This window comes from Sphingomonas radiodurans, assembly GCF_020866845.1.
GTDB classification, from domain to species: Bacteria; Pseudomonadota; Alphaproteobacteria; order Sphingomonadales; family Sphingomonadaceae; genus Sphingomonas; species Sphingomonas radiodurans.
Genome location: NZ_CP086594.1, coordinates 2,391,895 through 2,407,988 on the forward strand (window position 1 = coordinate 2,391,895; position 16,094 = coordinate 2,407,988).

10 protein-coding genes are annotated in these 16,094 nt (G+C 65.9%); 5 read left to right on the forward strand and 5 right to left on the reverse strand.

Annotated elements, in window-relative coordinates:
• Nucleotides 1-10: 10 nt before the first annotated feature.
• A complete protein-coding gene (locus LLW23_RS11105; RefSeq protein ID WP_228945508.1) occupies nt 11-1,126 on the forward strand; it encodes an SDR family oxidoreductase in 1,116 nt (371 codons plus the stop codon).
• Nucleotides 1,127-1,199: 73 nt separating this feature from the next.
• On the opposite strand, the gene LLW23_RS11110 is transcribed toward LLW23_RS11105, so the two are convergent.
• The 3 genes from LLW23_RS11110 to LLW23_RS11120 all read right to left on the reverse strand — a co-directional run bounded on the left by LLW23_RS11110 (nt 1,200) and on the right by LLW23_RS11120 (nt 4,693).
• Nucleotides 1,200-2,204: a zinc-dependent alcohol dehydrogenase family protein gene (locus LLW23_RS11110; protein WP_228945510.1), complete on the reverse strand. Its 1,005-nt coding sequence runs from the start codon at nt 2,202-2,204 to the stop codon at nt 1,200-1,202.
• 128 nt (nt 2,205-2,332) lie between these two features.
• On the reverse strand, nt 2,333-4,024 hold the full coding sequence (locus tag LLW23_RS11115) for a DEAD/DEAH box helicase (protein ID WP_228945511.1): 1,692 nt from the start codon (nt 4,022-4,024) through the stop codon (nt 2,333-2,335).
• Nucleotides 4,025-4,159: 135 nt separating this feature from the next.
• A complete protein-coding gene (locus LLW23_RS11120) occupies nt 4,160-4,693 on the reverse strand; it encodes a hypothetical protein (protein WP_228945513.1) in 534 nt (177 codons plus the stop codon).
• 238 nt (nt 4,694-4,931) lie between these two features.
• On the opposite strand from LLW23_RS11120, the gene LLW23_RS11125 reads away from it, so the two are divergent.
• Entirely contained in the window at nt 4,932-7,994 is a 3,063-nt protein-coding gene (locus LLW23_RS11125; protein ID WP_228945514.1) for a TonB-dependent receptor domain-containing protein, read from the forward strand.
• A 94-nt stretch (nt 7,995-8,088) separates the two neighbouring features.
• On the opposite strand, the gene LLW23_RS11130 is transcribed toward LLW23_RS11125, so the two are convergent.
• Complete coding sequence (locus LLW23_RS11130; protein ID WP_228945515.1) at nt 8,089-9,102, reverse strand: hypothetical protein; 1,014 nt, start codon at nt 9,100-9,102, stop codon at nt 8,089-8,091.
• A 110-nt stretch (nt 9,103-9,212) separates the two neighbouring features.
• On the opposite strand from LLW23_RS11130, the gene LLW23_RS11135 reads away from it, so the two are divergent.
• Complete coding sequence (locus LLW23_RS11135; RefSeq protein WP_228945516.1) at nt 9,213-10,367, forward strand: aspartyl/asparaginyl beta-hydroxylase domain-containing protein; 1,155 nt, start codon at nt 9,213-9,215, stop codon at nt 10,365-10,367.
• Between the two features lie 182 nt (nt 10,368-10,549).
• The gene (locus tag LLW23_RS11140; RefSeq protein ID WP_228945517.1) at nt 10,550-10,798 is read left to right on the forward strand and encodes a hypothetical protein; all 249 of its coding nucleotides are present in this window, start codon (nt 10,550-10,552) and stop codon (nt 10,796-10,798) included.
• Nucleotides 10,799-10,871: 73 nt separating this feature from the next.
• Here the strand turns inward: LLW23_RS11140 and clpB are convergent, their stop codons facing one another.
• Entirely contained in the window at nt 10,872-13,451 is a 2,580-nt protein-coding gene (clpB, locus tag LLW23_RS11145) for an ATP-dependent chaperone ClpB (protein WP_228945518.1), read from the reverse strand.
• A gap of 266 nt (nt 13,452-13,717) precedes the next feature.
• Here clpB and LLW23_RS11150 point away from each other — a divergent pair, with 266 nt between their 5' ends.
• Nucleotides 13,718-16,030, forward strand: a complete 2,313-nt coding sequence (locus LLW23_RS11150; protein ID WP_228945520.1) for a TonB-dependent receptor — start codon at nt 13,718-13,720, stop codon at nt 16,028-16,030.
• Nucleotides 16,031-16,094 lie beyond the last annotated feature (64 nt).

Below are 16,094 nucleotides of genomic sequence, written 5' to 3' on the forward strand. Positions count from 1 at the left end.
GAGGATGCGGATGAGCCAGCAAACCGTATTGATCGCGGGCGCAAGCGGCGTGATCGGCCAGGCAGCGATCGCGCGCTTCGCGGCGGAGCCGGGCTGGCGCGTGATCGGCGTTTCACGGCGCCCGGCCGACCTGCCGGCCGCGGTCGACTATGTTCATGTGCCGCTCGACCTGCTCGATGCCGAGGCGTGCCGCGCTGCGGCGCCGCAATTCGCTGGCGTGACGCACGTCGTTTATGCCGCGCTGTACGAGAAGCCGGGGTTGGTCGCGGGATGGTTCGAGCAGGACCAGATGGACACCAATCTTGCGATGATGCGCAACCTGATGGAGCCGCTGCTCGGCGCGGCGATGGGGCTGCGGCACGTCAGCGCGTTCCAGGGCACCAAGGCTTATGGCGCGCATGTCCATCAGATCGCGCTGCCCGCGCGCGAAAGCTGGCCGCGCGATCCACATGCTAATTTCTACTGGCTGCAGGAGGATTATCTGCGCGAGCGGCGCGCGGCGGCGGATTGGTCGCTCACCATCTGGCGGCCGCAAGTGGTGTTCGGTGGCGCGACGGGCGTGGCGATGAACATCGTGCCGGTGCTCGGCGCCTATACGGCGATCTGCCGCGAACTGGGGCTGCCGTTCGCCTATCCGGGGCGGCCGGGCGGGTTGGGCGAGGCGGTCGACGCCGATCTGATCGCCGACGCGCTCGTCTGGGCGACGGGCACCACGGCGGCGGGCGACGAGACGTTCAACATCACCAATGGCGATGTCTTCACCTGGGCCGATGCCTGGCCGGCGATCGCCCGCGCGGTCGGGCTTGAGCCCGTGTTCGGCGAGGCGTTTTCGATCGTCGAGTTTCTGCGGGAGCATGAGCCGGTGTGGGACCGCCTCGTCGCGCGCGATGGGCTGCGCGTGGCGCGGCTCGCCGATCTGCTCGGGGAGTCGCACCATTATGCGGACTTGCTGTTCGGCGTGCATGCGCCCGGCTCGGCGGTGCGCGCGCCGGTGCTGGTGAGCACGATCAAGCTCCGGCAGGCCGGGTTCGGCGGGTGTATCGATACCGACGCGATGTTCGCCAAATGGCTCGCGCGGCTGGCGGAACGGCAGATCATCCCTCCCGCTTCGTCACCCCGGCCTTGAGCCGGGGTCCCGCTTATTCTCCGACGCCGCAACGGTAGCGGGACCCCGGCTCAAGGCCGGGGTGACGGCAGGATCAGATATCCAAACAGATCTTGCCGAAGTGCTTGCCCGATTCCTGATGGCGGAACGCGTCGCCGATCTCTTCCAGCGGGAAGTGGCGGTCGATCACCGGCCGGATGCCGTTGGCCTCGATCGCGCGGATCATGTCCTGCTGGTGGCGCCGCGCGCCGACCGTCAGCCCGATGATCCGCTGGTTGCCTTGCATTACGAACACCGTCGGCACGTTGCCCGCGATCCCTGCCAGCACACCGATCAGCGCGATATGCCCGCCGATGCGACACGCCGCGATCGATTGCGGCATGGTGCCCGATCCGCCGATCTCGACGACATGGTCGACGCCGCGCCCGCCGGTTAGCTTGCGCGCGGTCTCGCCCCATTTCTCGTCGTTGCGATAGTTGATCAGGTGATCGGCGCCCATCGCGCGCAGCCGTTCGAGCTTCTCGTCCGACGACGAGGTCGCGATCACGCGCGCCCCGGCCGCCTTGGCGAATTGCAGCGCGAAGATCGAGACGCCGCCGGTGCCCTGCACCAGCACGGTATCGCCGCTCTTGATCGCACCGTTGACCACCAGCGCGCGCCACGCGGTTAGCCCGGCGCAGGTGAGCGTCGCCGCCTCGGCATCCGAATAGCCGACCGGCGCGCGCGTGAACGACGTGACAGGAGCGGTGACGAACTCGCGCGCGAACCCGTCCGCGCCGTCGCCGGGCACGTCGCCCATCACTTCGCGCGCGGGTTCGCCATCCAGCCAGTGCGGGAAGAAGGTGGAGACGACCTTGTCGCCGACCGCGAACTCACTGACACCCTCGCCGATCTCGACCACTTCGCCCGCGCCGTCGGACATGGGCACGCGACCGGCGGGCGTCGGGATCATGCCCTTCACCACGGCATAATCGTGGAAGTTGAGCGAGCTGGCGCCAACGCGCACGACGATCTCGCCGCGGCCGGGCGCCGTGCGATCGGCTTCCACGAGTTTGAGGCTGTCGAGCCCGGCGGGCTGCTGCAATTGGATCGTGCGCATTGGTCTCTCCTTCGGCGCTGTCGGCCGTCGGGAGCGGGCGTAGTTATCGCCGCGCACCGGCGCAATCGGATTTAAGTCGATGCGCTTAGCTAGCTGTACCCCGGCCTTCGCCGGAGTACAGCTAGCACTTAGTGCCGATCGTGCGAGCGCCGCGGACCCGAACTGCGTGCCGGACCGCGCTGGTTCTGCCGCGCGCCGGCAGGCGGACGGGCCGGCACCGGCGCGTTCTCGGAAACTTCGATCAGCACGTCGTCATCCGCCGTCGCGGTCTTGGCGACCGTCGCGATGAACTTTGCCGCCAGCGCGCGCGGCACCTGGAAAGCGGTTTCGTTCGGCCCGATGCGGATCGCGCCGACATCGTTCTTCGTCACGTTGCCGCGGCGGCAGATCAGCGGCAGCACCCAGCGCGGATCAGCATTCTGACGGCGGCCGAGGTTCATGCGGAACCACACGACATCGTCGAAGCCGGGACGGTGACGATCGACCTGCGCCGCGCGATGCGCTTCGGGCGTCGCGGCGACCAGCTCCTCGGGCGCCGGCATCGCGGCGCGATACGACCGGACCAGCGCGGCGGCGATATCCTCGGGGCTCTTCTCGGCGATCAGCCGCTCGGCGAGCGCGCGATCGTCCTCGTCGGTCTCGACCGGCGCGAGCAATTGCTCGAGCAAGCGATCGTGATCCTTCGCGCGGACATCTTCCGGCGTCGGCACAGGAACCCACTCGACCGGAATGTTCGCGTTGCGAAGCATCGATTCGGCCCAGCGGCGGCGCTGGTACGGCACGATCAGCACCGCGGTACCCTTCTTGCCCGCGCGTCCGGTGCGCCCGGAGCGATGCTGCAGCGTCTCGCCATCGCGCGGCAGCTCGACGTGTACAACCAAGCTGAGCGTCGGAAGATCGATCCCGCGCGCCGCGACATCGGTCGCGACGCAGACGCGTGCGCGGCGGTCACGCAGCGCCTGCAGCGCCGCGTTGCGCTCGCTCTGGCTATGCTCGCCCGACAGCGCGACCGCGGCGAACCCGCGCTCGACCAGCGTGGCGTGGAGATGGCGCACATTGTCACGCGTCGCGCAGAACAGCATTGCCGTCTCTGCCTCGTGTAGCCGCAGCAGGTTGATCACCGCGTGCTCGATATCCGACGGGCTGACCGCGAGCGCCTGATAGCTGATGTCGCTGTGCCCGCGGTCCGCCTCGACCGTCGAGATGCGCAGCGCATTCTTCTGGTAGCGCTTGGCGAGCTGAACGATCGGCTTGGGCATCGTCGCCGAGAACAGCAACGTGCGGCGCTCGTTCGGCGTGCCGTCGAGGATTTCCTCGAGATCCTCACGGAAGCCCATGTCGAGCATCTCGTCGGCCTCGTCGAGGATCGCGACCTTCAGCGCCGACAGTTCAAGCGCGCCGCGCTCGAGATGGTCGCGCAGCCGGCCCGGCGTGCCGACGACGATGTGCGCGCCATGGTTGAGGTTGCGGCGCTCCTTCGACGCATCCATCCCGCCAACGCAGGTGACGACCCGCGCGCCCGTCGGCCCGTAGAGCCAGATCAGCTCGCGGCTGACCTGCAGCGCCAGTTCGCGCGTCGGCGCGATGACGAGCGCGTGCGGCTCGCGCGAGGGAATGATGCGCTCGTCCTCGCCCAGCAGCTCGGCTGCCATGGCGATGCCGAACGCAACGGTCTTGCCCGATCCGGTACGAGCGGAGACGATCAGATCGCGACCGACAGCCTCGGTTTCGAGAACGGCGGCCTGGACTGGCGTAGGCGCTTCATAGCCACGCGCGGCGAGCGCGCCGGAGAGCGGCGCGGGTAGATTTGAAAATAGCATGATAGCCCGTAACATGGGCGCGCCGCGCCGCATAGCAAGGCTTTGCGGGTCGCTATGTCGGCCGATCCCGCCTTCACCAGCATGTTAGCGGCACCAAAGACGGCGGACGGTGACAAATATGTCGTGCCGCCGGCCTCAGCGCACCCGCATGCCGCGCACGCTCTTGCCGCCGAAGGTGATGAAGTAACTCCCGATCGCGCCCTTGCGGATGCGGATCGTCGCGCCGGGCTTGGGCGGGAACATCACGGCCTCGGTGGTCTGCCAAACCGCCTCGGTATCGTCGGCGAGACGGATCTCGACGCGCCCGTTGGCCACTTCGCGTGCCGAGGCGACAGTCGTGTTGATCTCCGTGAACGGCGCTTCCTTTTCGTCGTCGTCGTCGCGCCCGAACAGATCGAGTTTCGGGAGGGTGAAGCCGAACAGCGAGCGGCGCGCCTTGCGCACGTCGCCGCGGTCGACGATCCGCACGTCATTGGCTTTGACCGCTTGCTCAAGCGCGCTGGCCGCCTTGTCGAAACAGTCGAGCCGCTGCGCCGCGTCAGTGATGGAGCGGCATTGCGCGAACGATGCCAGCACGCGCTCGCCCGCGCCATCGGGCTCGGCCGCCTGCGCGCCGGTTCCCATCGCCAGCATCGCAACGCCGGACATCACCCATATCGATCGCGCCATCACTCACCCTCCAGAAGCGCTCGGGGATAGGGTCTGTCGCGAAAGCGGACAAGCCGGACACCAAACTGTTGCTTTACTGTAACACCCGCGCCGCAATGTTGCGCAAGTGTCGAGCGGACGTTGCAGGCAGTAAGTTTCCTGATTAGCCCTCTGACCATGTGGTTTGGTGCGAGCCAATCACACGATGGGAAAAGCCGCAGAAGCCGGGTTCGACCGGGGCATCAAAAGGGAAACATACATGCGCATCAATTATCGTTCGCGCCTACTGACGACGACGCTGCTCGTCGGCGCCGCCATGGCGTCGACCTCGGCATTCGCGCAGAGCGTCGATTCGACCACCACGCCGGGCGCACCCGCTCCGGGCGTCGTCACCCAGGAGGGTGCGGTCACCGAAGAGACGTCGACGGGCGACATCGTCGTTACCGGTACGCTGATCAAGAACCCGAACCTGGTGCAGGCCACCCCGGTCAAGGTCGTCGGCGCCGACGAAATTGATCTTCAGCAGGCCAACGTCGCTGAAGAGCTGCTGCGCGAAATCCCGGGCATCACCCCGTCGATCGGCTCGGCCGTCAACAACGGCAACGGCGGCGCATCGTTCGTCAACCTGCGCAACCTCGGTTCGAACCGCAACGTCGTCCTGCTCGATGGCGTCCGCCTGGTGCCGGCCGAACTGAACGGCCGCTTCGATCTTAACAACGTGCCGCTCGCGCTGATCGAGCGCGTCGACGTTCTGACCGGTGGTGCATCGACCACCTACGGCGCTGACGCCGTGTCGGGCGTCGTGAACTTCATCACCCGCCGCGATTTTTCGGGCATCGAGCTCAACCTTTCCGAGCAGATCAGCGAGCAGGGCGACGGCAACGTGTTCCGCGCGGATCTGACGGTCGGCGCGAACTTCGATGACGGCCGCGGCAACGCAGTGCTCAGCATCGGCTACCAGGAAGCCGATCCGCTCTATCAGGGTTCGCGCGACTATGGCCGCTTCGGCCTCAGCTCGGCAAGCGGCGGCGGCGGCGGTTCGGGTACTGCGGTCCCGTCGCGCTTCTCGCTTCCGGGCCAGGGCACGCGTCAGGTTAATGCAGCGGGCACGGCGTTCAACCCGACCACGGCATTCACCGCCTTCAACTTCAACCCGTACAACGTGTATCAGACGCCGTTCGAGCGCTACAACATGTACGGCGCCGCGAACTACGAAGTGAGCGATGCGGTCGAAGTCTACAGCCGCGGCATTTTCTCGAAGAACACCGTCGAGACGATCATCGCACCGTCGGGCGCCTTCGGCATCCCGGTTCAAATCCCGCTCAACAACCCGTTCCTCACCGCTTCGCTGCGTAATAGCTTCTGCGGCGCGAACGGCATTGACGAGGCCACCTGCCTTGCGGCCTCCAACCCGGCGCTGACGCCGGGTCAGGCTGGCTATCGCACGGTCACCAGCAATCTCTCGCGCCGCGCGACTGAAGTTGGGCCGCGCATCAGCGAGTACACCACGACGTTCTTCGATTACCGTGCCGGTGCGCGCGGCGGTATCACTGAGTCGATCGATTGGGACATGTTCGGTTCGTACGGCGAGTCCGAGAACCTGCAGGTGATCCAGGGCTACACGCTTAACTCGCGCGTTCGGGACAGCTTCCTGGCGAACAGCACTACCGCATGCTTCGATGGCACCGCGGCGGGCTGCGTTCCAGTCAACTGGTTCGGAGCCGAGAACAATGCGTCGTTCACCCCGGCAGCGCTCGACTTCCTGAGCGAAAATTCGACGGTTCGCACCAAGACCACGATGGCGCAGATGCGTGGCACGGTGAGTGGTGACTTCGGCGTAGCTAGCCCGTTCGCCAGCAACCCGATCTCGTTCGCGGTCGGTGGCGAATATCGCAAGTACACCGCGTCGCAGGAATCCGATACGCTGGCAGCAGGCGGTGATCTGGGCGGCGCCGGTGGCGCAGCGCCGAATATCGCTGGTGGCTACAACGTGTACGAAGCGATCGGCGAAATCATCGTGCCGCTCGTGTCGGACAAGCCCTTCTTCCAGGATCTGACGATCGAGGGCGGCATTCGCTATTCCAAGTACGACATCGATGCAGCTGGTGATCCCGGCTTCAACACGACGACCTGGAAGGCAGCCGGTAGCTGGACCCCCGTGGACGGCTTCAAGGTCCGCGGTAACTACGCCCGCGCTGTCCGTGCACCGAACATCGCCGAGCTGTTCTCGCCAGTGAACACGGGCCTGACCAACCTCAGCGATGATCCCTGCGCCACGTTCAACGACGCCGGCGTGCGGATCAACCCGAACCCGACCGGTGAACTGCGCGCGATCTGCCTTGCGCAGGGTGCTTCGGCATCCAACGTCGACTCGATCTCGCAGCCGACGGCGGGCCAGGCAGCTCAGACCGGTGGTGGCAACATCAACCTGCAGCCGGAAACCTCGACCAGCTGGACGGCCGGCGTGGTGTTCACCCCGACGTTCGCGCCGCGCCTGTCGATCTCGGCCGATTACTACAACATCAAGATCAACGGTGCGATCACCCAGCCAACGCCGGGCGACGCGATTTCGGCTTGCTTCGGTGCGAACCCACGCTCGCCAGCCGCTGGCGCTTCGCAGACGGAAGCGTGCACGATCATCCGTCGTGACCCGCTCGACGGCGATCTTGCCGGCGATCCGAACACGACTCCGGGTCTGTTCCTCTCGCTGTCGAACCTCGGCAAGCTGGAGACCAGCGGCGTCGATGTCACGGTCAACTATTCGCACGACCTCGGCTTCACGAAGCTGAGCCTCGCCGCTGCGGGTAACTGGACGGAGAAGTCGAAGTTCCAGGCAGTCTCGGGTGGTTACGACCGTGACTGCGTCGGTTACTTCTCGGCCAACTGCGGCCAGCCGATCCCTGAGTGGCAGTGGTCGGTGCGCGGTACGCTCACGTTCGAGGCGGTCGACGTCTCGCTGCTGTGGCGTCACCTCAGTGGGGTCGAGTACGAAGGCCTGGCGGACGACTTCGACCTGCGTGGCTTTGCTGCCAATGCACGCACGCTCTTCACCGGCGCATTGCCGGCAAGCGCAGGCAGCCTCGCTGGTCGGCAGGTCGACTTTAACCGCATCTCGGGTAAGGACTATTTCGACCTGACCGTTCGCGCGAACGTCGGCGAGAACTACACCTTCACCTTCGGTGTGCAGAACCTGCTCGACCAGGAGCCACCGCTGGTCGGCGGCGAAGCTGGCTCGACCACGTTCAACAGCGGCAACACCTTCCCGTCGACGTACGACGCGATCGGCCGCCGCTTCGTTGCAGGTGCGAAGGTTCGCTTCTGATCTGATACAAACACGACAAAAGGAGGCGGGCAGCGATGCCCGCCTTTTTTTGTGCCTTTTGCGATCTGCTTCGCGTGGGCGTCTGCCCCGATGCTCAGTCGAGCAGCGGCAGCGGCAATGTCATCGCCACGCCGGCGGTCTCGGCCAGAGTCAGCGCCCAAGCATGAACCTTGTCGATCTCATCACCATGGGCGGCCAGCGCGGCGGCGTGCTCGTCGGCGCGATCGGACGCCGAGAAAGCGACCCCGGATTTGCTGTGGCGCACGAGGGCGGGGTTCATCGCCACGGCGTCAATATCCGAAACGCCGAACAGCGCTGCCGCCGCACGCAGTGCGCCATCTGGGTTGCTCAACAATCGCTCGGACTCGATCGTGCGGATGCGCGCGGGGAACTGCGTTGCAAGCGCCGCGAACTGCCGATGCTGCGCAAGCCAACCGACCGCGGCGACCTGTAGGTCACTGAGGCGAAAGTAATCAGCCGGCGCAAAGCCGAAGTCGATCAGGCCGTCCCGGATCAAGCCCTGAAGCAGCTCGCGCACCCACAGCCGACACCATAAACCCTTGCGCGCGACCGAGATCAGGAAGGTACGCAGCGGCGCAAAGAGCAGGATCGCATGCGCATCGGGGCGCAGCGCCAGCAGCGGTCGCTGCAGCCCGCACAGGATGTTCGATGGCTTGATGACGACATGCTCGCCAGCGGACCAGCGCCGCGCCAGCAGCGTGACGGCTTCGTCGAGCAGCCGCGCGAGGTCCGCGCCGGTTCGCTCACCACGTCGATGAATGCCGACGACGTCGTTCAACAGCACGGGCTCCGACAGTCCCATCGATACGCCCGGCGTGTCGAAAGCACGAACCAGCATCGTCGATGCGCAGAACGCCGAGTGAAAGACGAAGTTGACTGGCGCCGCATTGCTGCGCGCCGCGCTCACCGCCTCCGACCGAGCAAGGATTGTCTTGGGGCGATCGCCGACAAGCTCATCGGTAAGGAAAGGACCGTCCCGGTGCATCGCCCGCGGCAGGTGGCGGTACATGACACGGTCGTCGGCGGGATCGTAACGGTGCGCGAGCCATGTGGGATCGGCAGGATCGAACGCATCCGGTGATTTCATACGACATTGATAACGATCGCGCCGATGACCGGCACGCTCTTTTCATGCGCCCCCCGGTTGGTTACGCTCCGGCCATGTCGTTGTCGTCACAGGAAGCAAATAGTCGCGGCTTGGCAGCACTGAAGGCCGGAAATGCAGCAGCGGCGGCCGAACTCTTCAGAAGTGCGATCAAGCTTGATCCCACGGCGGGCAGCCTGTGGCGCAACTTGGCGCACGCCAGTCGCCTGATGGACGATCACGCCGGAGAGCGCGCCGCGCTTGAGGGCGCGCTAGAGCTCGACGCGCGGGATTTCCCGGCGCTGGTACGGCTGGCGCAATGGCATGAGCGGGCGGAGGACACCCGCGAAGCGATGATCCGCTGGACTGCGGTGATCCAGCTCGGCGAGCAGATCGCCGATCCGGCCCCGGCCTTGCTGGAGTTGCTCGATCATGCCCGCGCCTATTGCGCGGCACAGAATGATGCGACGATCACGCCGGTACGCAGCAAGCTGGGCCCGCGGATAGCGGCGCTGGAACAAACGCCGCGCCGCCGCGCCGCAGCCTTCGTCGATCATGTCCTGGGTCAGCGCCGGGTGTATCAGAATGTCTGCGCCGGGCTTTATTATCCGTTTCTGCCACCGGACGAATTCTTCGACGATCATCACTTCCCCTGGTTCGCGCAGCTGGCGTCGCAGACCGATGCGATCAGGGGCGAGTTGCAGGCATTGCTTGCTGAGCCGGGCGATGATCTGATTCCCTATGTCCGCATGGAGCGCGGCGTATCCGGCGGGCAATGGGGCCAGTTGAACCACAATCTCGATTGGGGCGCGTGCTTCCTGTGGGAATATGGCCGGCCCAACACGCCGGTGCTCGATCGCTGCCCGGTAACTGCAGCGGCGCTTGCTGCGCTGCCGAGCGCGCATATCCCCGGGCGGGCGCCGAGTGCGTTCTTCTCGATGCTGAAGCCGCGCACCCGCATTCCCCCGCATACCGGCGTCACCAACACGCGCGCGATCGTCCACTTGCCGTTGATCGTCCCGCCGGGCTGCGGCTTCCGGGTCGGGGGGGAGACGCGCGAGTGGGTCGAGGGCCGGCCGTTCGCGTTCGACGATACGATCGAACACGAAGCGTGGAACGACAGCGATGAGATGCGCGCGGTGCTGATCTTCGACGTCTGGAACCCGCACTTGTCGGCCGAAGAACAAGCAACGGTGGCGGACTATTGCGAAACGATCGACGCGTTGACGAGTCCTGCGGCGAAAACCGCAACATTGTCGGCGGCTTGATTGAAGCAACCGGTCGGTTTCCCGGTGCCGGAGAGGCTAATGTCCGCGTAGCACCACTATGTCGGGCAATTGGCATGAGGGCCACGGTCTGTTACGGACCTGAAATCGTTAGGGACCGGGTTTCGCAGCGCGACCGATAGCGTCACAGTCTATCGAACCGTTGCGGCCATTGGACGGAGGGCATGAAGATGTTTACGACGGCGTTGTCATGGACGATCTTGCTTCAGGCGGCCGCCGTGCCGGCTGCGACCTCTGCAACTACCAACCCGAACGACGAAGTGCGTTGTCGCCGCATCGAGGTGACCGGCTCGATTGTCCGCAAGGAGCGTGTCTGCAAGACCAGGGGCGAGTGGCGCCGCCTGGCCGAAGCGGGCAATGGCGTCGCGCGTGCAGTCGTGGATTACAGCACCGGCCGCCCGTCGGGTCAGTAAACGCGCGCCGTCAAGGCTCGTCAGAAAAACGGCAGGATCGGTAACCACCCCGATCCTGCCGCTCGGCTGATGCTCAGCCCACCACCAACACCAGCTTCCCGTCGCCCTCGTCCACCGCCACGCGCGCGCCGTCCTTCACCGCGCCGCGCAGGATCAGGTCGGCGAGCGGATCTTGCAGATAGCGCTGCACCGCGCGCTTCAGCGGTCGCGCACCATAGACCGGATCGTAGCCCACGCGGCCGAGCCATGCGCGCGCGGCATCGGTGAGGTCGAGCGTGATCTTGCGATCCGCCAGCAGCTTGTCGACGCGCGACACCTGGATGTCGACGATCGGCCCCATGTGCGCCTGCCCCAGCCGATGGAACAGGATGATCTCGTCGAGCCGGTTGAGGAATTCCGGCCGGAAGTGCGCGCGCACCACGTCCATGACTTGCGGCTCGACCGTCTCGACCGTGTCATTCTCGCCCAAGTTGGCGAGATACTGGCTGCCGAGGTTCGACGTCAGGATGATGATCGTGTTCGCAAAATCGACCGTGCGCCCCTGGCCGTCGGTCAGCCGTCCGTCGTCGAGCACCTGCAGCAGCACGTTGAACACGTCGCCGTGCGCCTTCTCGACCTCGTCGAACAGCACGACCTGATACGGCCGGCGCCGCACCGCCTCGGTCAGCACGCCGCCTTCCTCATAGCCGACATAGCCCGGCGGCGCGCCGATCAGTCGCGATACGGCATGCTTCTCCATGAATTCGCTCATGTCGATCCGCACCATTGCGTTGGGATCATCGAACAGGAATTCGGCGAGTGCCTTGGTCAGCTCGGTCTTGCCGACGCCCGTCGGCCCGAGGAACAGGAACGAGCCGAGCGGGCGGTTCGGATCCTGCAATCCGGCGCGCGCGCGCCGCACCGCGGTGGATACGGCGCGGACGGCATCGGCCTGGCCGATGACGCGCTTGCCGATCGCCTCCTCCATCTTGAGCAACTTGTCGCGCTCGCCTTCAAGCATGCGTTCGACCGGAATCCCGGTCCAGCGCGCGACGACGCCCGCGATATCCTCGGGCATCACCTCTTCACGCAGCATCGCGCCCTTGGTCGCGCCCGCGGCTTCGGCGAGTTGCTTCTCGAGCGCCGGGATGCGGCCATAGGATAGCTCGCCCGCCTTGCCGAGATCGCCCTGCCGCTGCGCCTGTTCGAGCTCGAGCCGCGCGGCGTCGAGCTGCTCCTTCAGCTTCGCCTCGCCGGCGATCTTGTCCTTCTCGGCCTGCCAGCGCTGCGTCAGCTCGGCCGATTGCTGTTCGAGATTGGCGAGTTCGCCCTCGATCTTCCCCAGCCGGTCCTGCGACGCTTCGTCGGACTCGCGCTTCAGCCCCTCGCGCTCGATCTTCAGCCGCAGGATGCGGCGGTCGAGCGTCTCGATCTCCTCGGGCTTGCTCTCGACTTCCATGCGGATGCGGCTTGCGGCCTCGTCCATCAGGTCGATCGCCTTGTCGGGCAGGAAACGATCGGTGATGTAGCGGTTCGACAGCGTCGCCGCCGAGACCAAGGCGCCATCGGTGATGCGCACGCCGTGGTGCAGCTCGTACTTTTCCTTCAGCCCGCGCAGGATCGAGATCGTATCCTCGACCGTCGGCTCGCCGACAAACACCGGCTGGAAGCGGCGCTGCAACGCGGGATCTTTCTCGACGTACTTGCGATATTCGTCGAGCGTGGTCGCACCGACGCAATGCAGCTCGCCGCGCGCGAGCGCCGGCTTGAGAAGATTCCCTGCGTCCATCGCGCCTTCGGATTTCCCGGCGCCGATCAGCTGGTGCATCTCGTCGATGAACAGCACGACATCACCCTCGGCGGCCTTCACCTCGTCGATGACGCCCTTCAGCCGCTCCTCGAATTCGCCGCGATATTTGGCGCCGGCGATCAGCGCGCCCATGTCGAGCGCCATCAGCGTCTTGCCCTTGAGCCCGTCGGGCACGTCGCCATTGGCGATGCGCAGCGCGAGGCCCTCGGCGATCGCCGTCTTGCCGACGCCGGGTTCACCGATCAGCACTGGGTTGTTCTTGGTGCGCCGCGCCAGCACCTGGATCGTGCGGCGGATTTCCTCATCGCGGCCGATCACCGGATCGAGCTTGCCGTCACGCGCCGCCTGAGTGAGGTCGCGCGCGAACTTCTTCAGCGCGTCGTAGCGATCTTCGGCGGAGGCGGTGTCGGCGGTGCGCCCGCCGCGCAGGTCGTTGATGGCGGTGTTGAGCGCATCGGCCCGCACACCCGCGGCCTGCAGCGCCTTGCCCGCGGGCGTCGTGGGGCTGAGCGCTAGCGCGACGAGCAGCCGCTCGACGGTGACATAGCTGTCGCCCGCCTTCTGCGCGATCTGCTCGGCCTGATCGAGCACACGCACGGCATCGTTGTTGAGCCCGGGCGTCGATTGCGCGCCCGATCCGCTCACGACCGGCAGCTTGGCCAGCGCCAGATCGGTCTCGCTCACGGCGCGCGGCGCATCGCCGCCAGCGGCCTTGATCAGCCCCGCGGCCATGCCCTGCTCGTCCTCCAGCAGCGCCTTGAGCACATGCTCGGGCGCGATCTGCTGATGGCTCATGCGGATCGCAACGGTCTGCGCCGACTGGAGGAAGCCTTTGGCGCGGTCGGTGAATTTCTCGAGGTTCATGGGTATCCCTGTTTCCTTCGAGCATCAGATAGTGTTGCCCATATGCAACACAAGAGTGTGGGTTCGACAAACATGGTGACGCGGCATCGTGCCGTCCAGTGACGGAAACCTGCCTTGCTGGCTGCTCCGGCGCCAAATCCCGCCGTCACTTATCGTTCACGAAACGGACGCCGTTCCGCCACCGAAACAACGCCGCTGCGTAACAAAGCATTGCTAGCGCGACCGAGAAGAGCCGGCGCAAAGATCGCCGCATAAGGGGAAATCCGATGAAGAAGATGTTCGCGCTCGCGCTGCTCGCGAGTGCTTCCTGGCCGACGCTCGCGATCGCGGCGCCCGAGGATGCGCCCGTTGCCGACGCCGCGGCTCCCGCCGATGAAACGCCCGTCGACGAAGCCGGCGAAGACATCGTCGTGATCGGTCGCGGCGTGACGCAGCAGGTTCAGCAGCTCGCGCCGCAGGATTTCGACCTGCTCATCCCGGCGACGAGCCCGCTGAAGGCGATCCAGAAGCTCCCCGGCGTCAACTTCCAGTCGGCCGATGCGTTCGGCGCGTACGAATGGTCGCAGCGCGTGTCGATCCGCGGCTTCAACCAGAACCAGCTCGGCTTCACGCTCGACGGCATCCCGCTGGGCGATGGCAGCTACGGCAACACCAATGGCCTGCACATCAGCCGCGCGATCTCGTCCGAAAACATCGGCCAGGTCCGCGTGGCGCAGGGCTCGGGCGCGATCGGCACGCAGGCGACGAACAACCTTGGCGGCACGATCGAATTCCTCTCGTCCGATCCCAAGGACGTCGTTGGCCTCTCGGCGAACGCCACCTATGGCAGCGAGGAGACGGTGCGCGCATTCGTGCGGCTCGACACCGGCGTGCTCGGCGCCGACGGCCCGAGCGCCTATGTCTCCTACGGCTATCTCGATACCGACAAGTACAAGGGCTTCGGTTCGCAGCGCCAGCATCAGATAAATGCCAAGGCGGTCGCGCCGCTCGGCGCGGTCCGGCTCGTCGGCACGTTCGATTTTTCGGACCGGCGCGAGCAGGATTACCAGGACATGTCGCTCGATATGATCCGGCGGCTGGGGTATGGTTGGGACAACATCTCCAACGATTATCGCACCGCCGTGCAGGTCGCCGATGTCGGCGCCAACACCAATTACACCGGCGCGCCCAAGCTCAACCCAGCGGCAGGCACGACCTATCCCGCGCCGTTCGCCAACGCCGACGATGCCTATTTCGACGCCGCGGGCTTGCGCACCGACTATCTCGCCTCGGTCGGCCTCGAAACCGAGCGCGACGCGACGGTAAAGGGCGTGCTGCGCGCTTATTATCACGACAATCACGGCCGCGGCTTGTGGTTCACGCCCTATGTGCCCTCGCCGTCGGGCGCGCCGATCTCGGTCCGCACCACCGAATACGACATCCGCCGCAAGGGCGTGTTCGGCAACGTCGGCACCAACGTCGCCGGCATTGCCGAGATTACGGTCGGTGGCTGGTACGAGCGCAACGATTTCCGCCAGGCGCGGCGCTTCTACGGCCTCGACAGCCGCACCGAGCCGACGCGCGACGCACTCGATTTCCCGCTCGGCGCCTTCGCGACGCAGTGGGATTATCGCTACCAGACCGATACCGCGCAGTATTTCGTGCAGGCGCGCGTGCCGCTCGGCGCGCTGACGGTTGAGCTGGGCTGGAAGGGCTATGACGTGCGCGCCACGGCGCGGCCGCTCACCGCGGGCAGCCTCGCCTCGGGCAAGATCAAGACGACCGACTGGTTCCAGCCGCGCGCCGGCTTCACCTTGACGGTCAACGATCAGGCCGAAATCTTCGGCGGGTTCAGCCAGGTGACGCGCGCCTTCACCGCGTCCGCCACCGGCGGGCCGTTCGCGACGACCCAGGCCGGGTTCGACGGGCTCGGCGGGCTGAAGCCCGAACAGTCCGACACGTACGAGCTCGGCGGCCGGATCAAGGCCGGGCGGTTCAGCGGCTCGCTCGCCGGCTACCACATCGATTTCCGCAACCGCCTCCTCGGCTTCGCCAATGGCGCGGGCATCGTCGGCAATCCCGCGATCCTGCGCAACGTCGGCGGCGTGCGCTCCGATGGCGTCGAAGCGACCGCGCAACTGCGCTTGCCCGAAGGCTTCGGCGCCTTCGCCTCTTACGCGTACAACGTGTCAAAATATCAGAACAACATCCGCAACGCCGACGGCTCGTTGTTCGGCGGCGTCGCGATCGAGGACAAGACGGTCGTCGATGCACCACGCCACATCGCGTTCGGCGAGCTGACGTTCGACAATGATCTGGTCTTCGGCCGGATCGGCGCGAACTATATGAGCAAGCGCTTCTTCACCTACAGCAACGATCAGTCGGTGCCCGGCCGCCTGATCGCCGACGCTTCGGCCGGCGTGCGGCTCACCGTCGCCGGGGGCCGCAAGGTCGAGCTGCAGCTCAACGCGACCAATTTGTTCGACAAGGATTATGTCGCGACGATCGGCTCGAACGGCTTCGGCAATTCGGGCGACAACCAGACGCTGCTGATCGGCGCGCCGCGGCAGGTGTTCGTGAGCCTCAAGACGGGGCTCTGATCGGCTTGACGCCAACCTCTCCTGCGTAAACAAGTCGTCTGACTTAGTTGCGTGGGAGAGGCGG

Bases quoted from the DNA above. Each gene is read 5' to 3' on its own strand.
- LLW23_RS11140 (WP_228945517.1), top strand. From the start codon at position 10,550: ATGAAGATGTTTACGACGGCGTTGTCATGGACGATCTTGCTTCAGGCG.
- LLW23_RS11115 (WP_228945511.1), bottom strand. From the start codon at position 4,024: ATGCTATTTTCAAATCTACCCGCGCCGCTCTCCGGCGCGCTCGCCGCG.
- LLW23_RS11110 (WP_228945510.1), bottom strand. From the start codon at position 2,204: ATGCGCACGATCCAATTGCAGCAGCCCGCCGGGCTCGACAGCCTCAAA.
- LLW23_RS11120 (WP_228945513.1), bottom strand. From the start codon at position 4,693: ATGGCGCGATCGATATGGGTGATGTCCGGCGTTGCGATGCTGGCGATG.
- LLW23_RS11150 (WP_228945520.1), top strand. From the start codon at position 13,718: ATGAAGAAGATGTTCGCGCTCGCGCTGCTCGCGAGTGCTTCCTGGCCG.
- LLW23_RS11130 (WP_228945515.1), bottom strand. From the start codon at position 9,102: ATGAAATCACCGGATGCGTTCGATCCTGCCGATCCCACATGGCTCGCG.
- LLW23_RS11125 (WP_228945514.1), top strand. From the start codon at position 4,932: ATGCGCATCAATTATCGTTCGCGCCTACTGACGACGACGCTGCTCGTC.
- clpB (WP_228945518.1), bottom strand. From the start codon at position 13,451: ATGAACCTCGAGAAATTCACCGACCGCGCCAAAGGCTTCCTCCAGTCG.
- LLW23_RS11105 (WP_228945508.1), top strand. From the start codon at position 11: ATGAGCCAGCAAACCGTATTGATCGCGGGCGCAAGCGGCGTGATCGGC.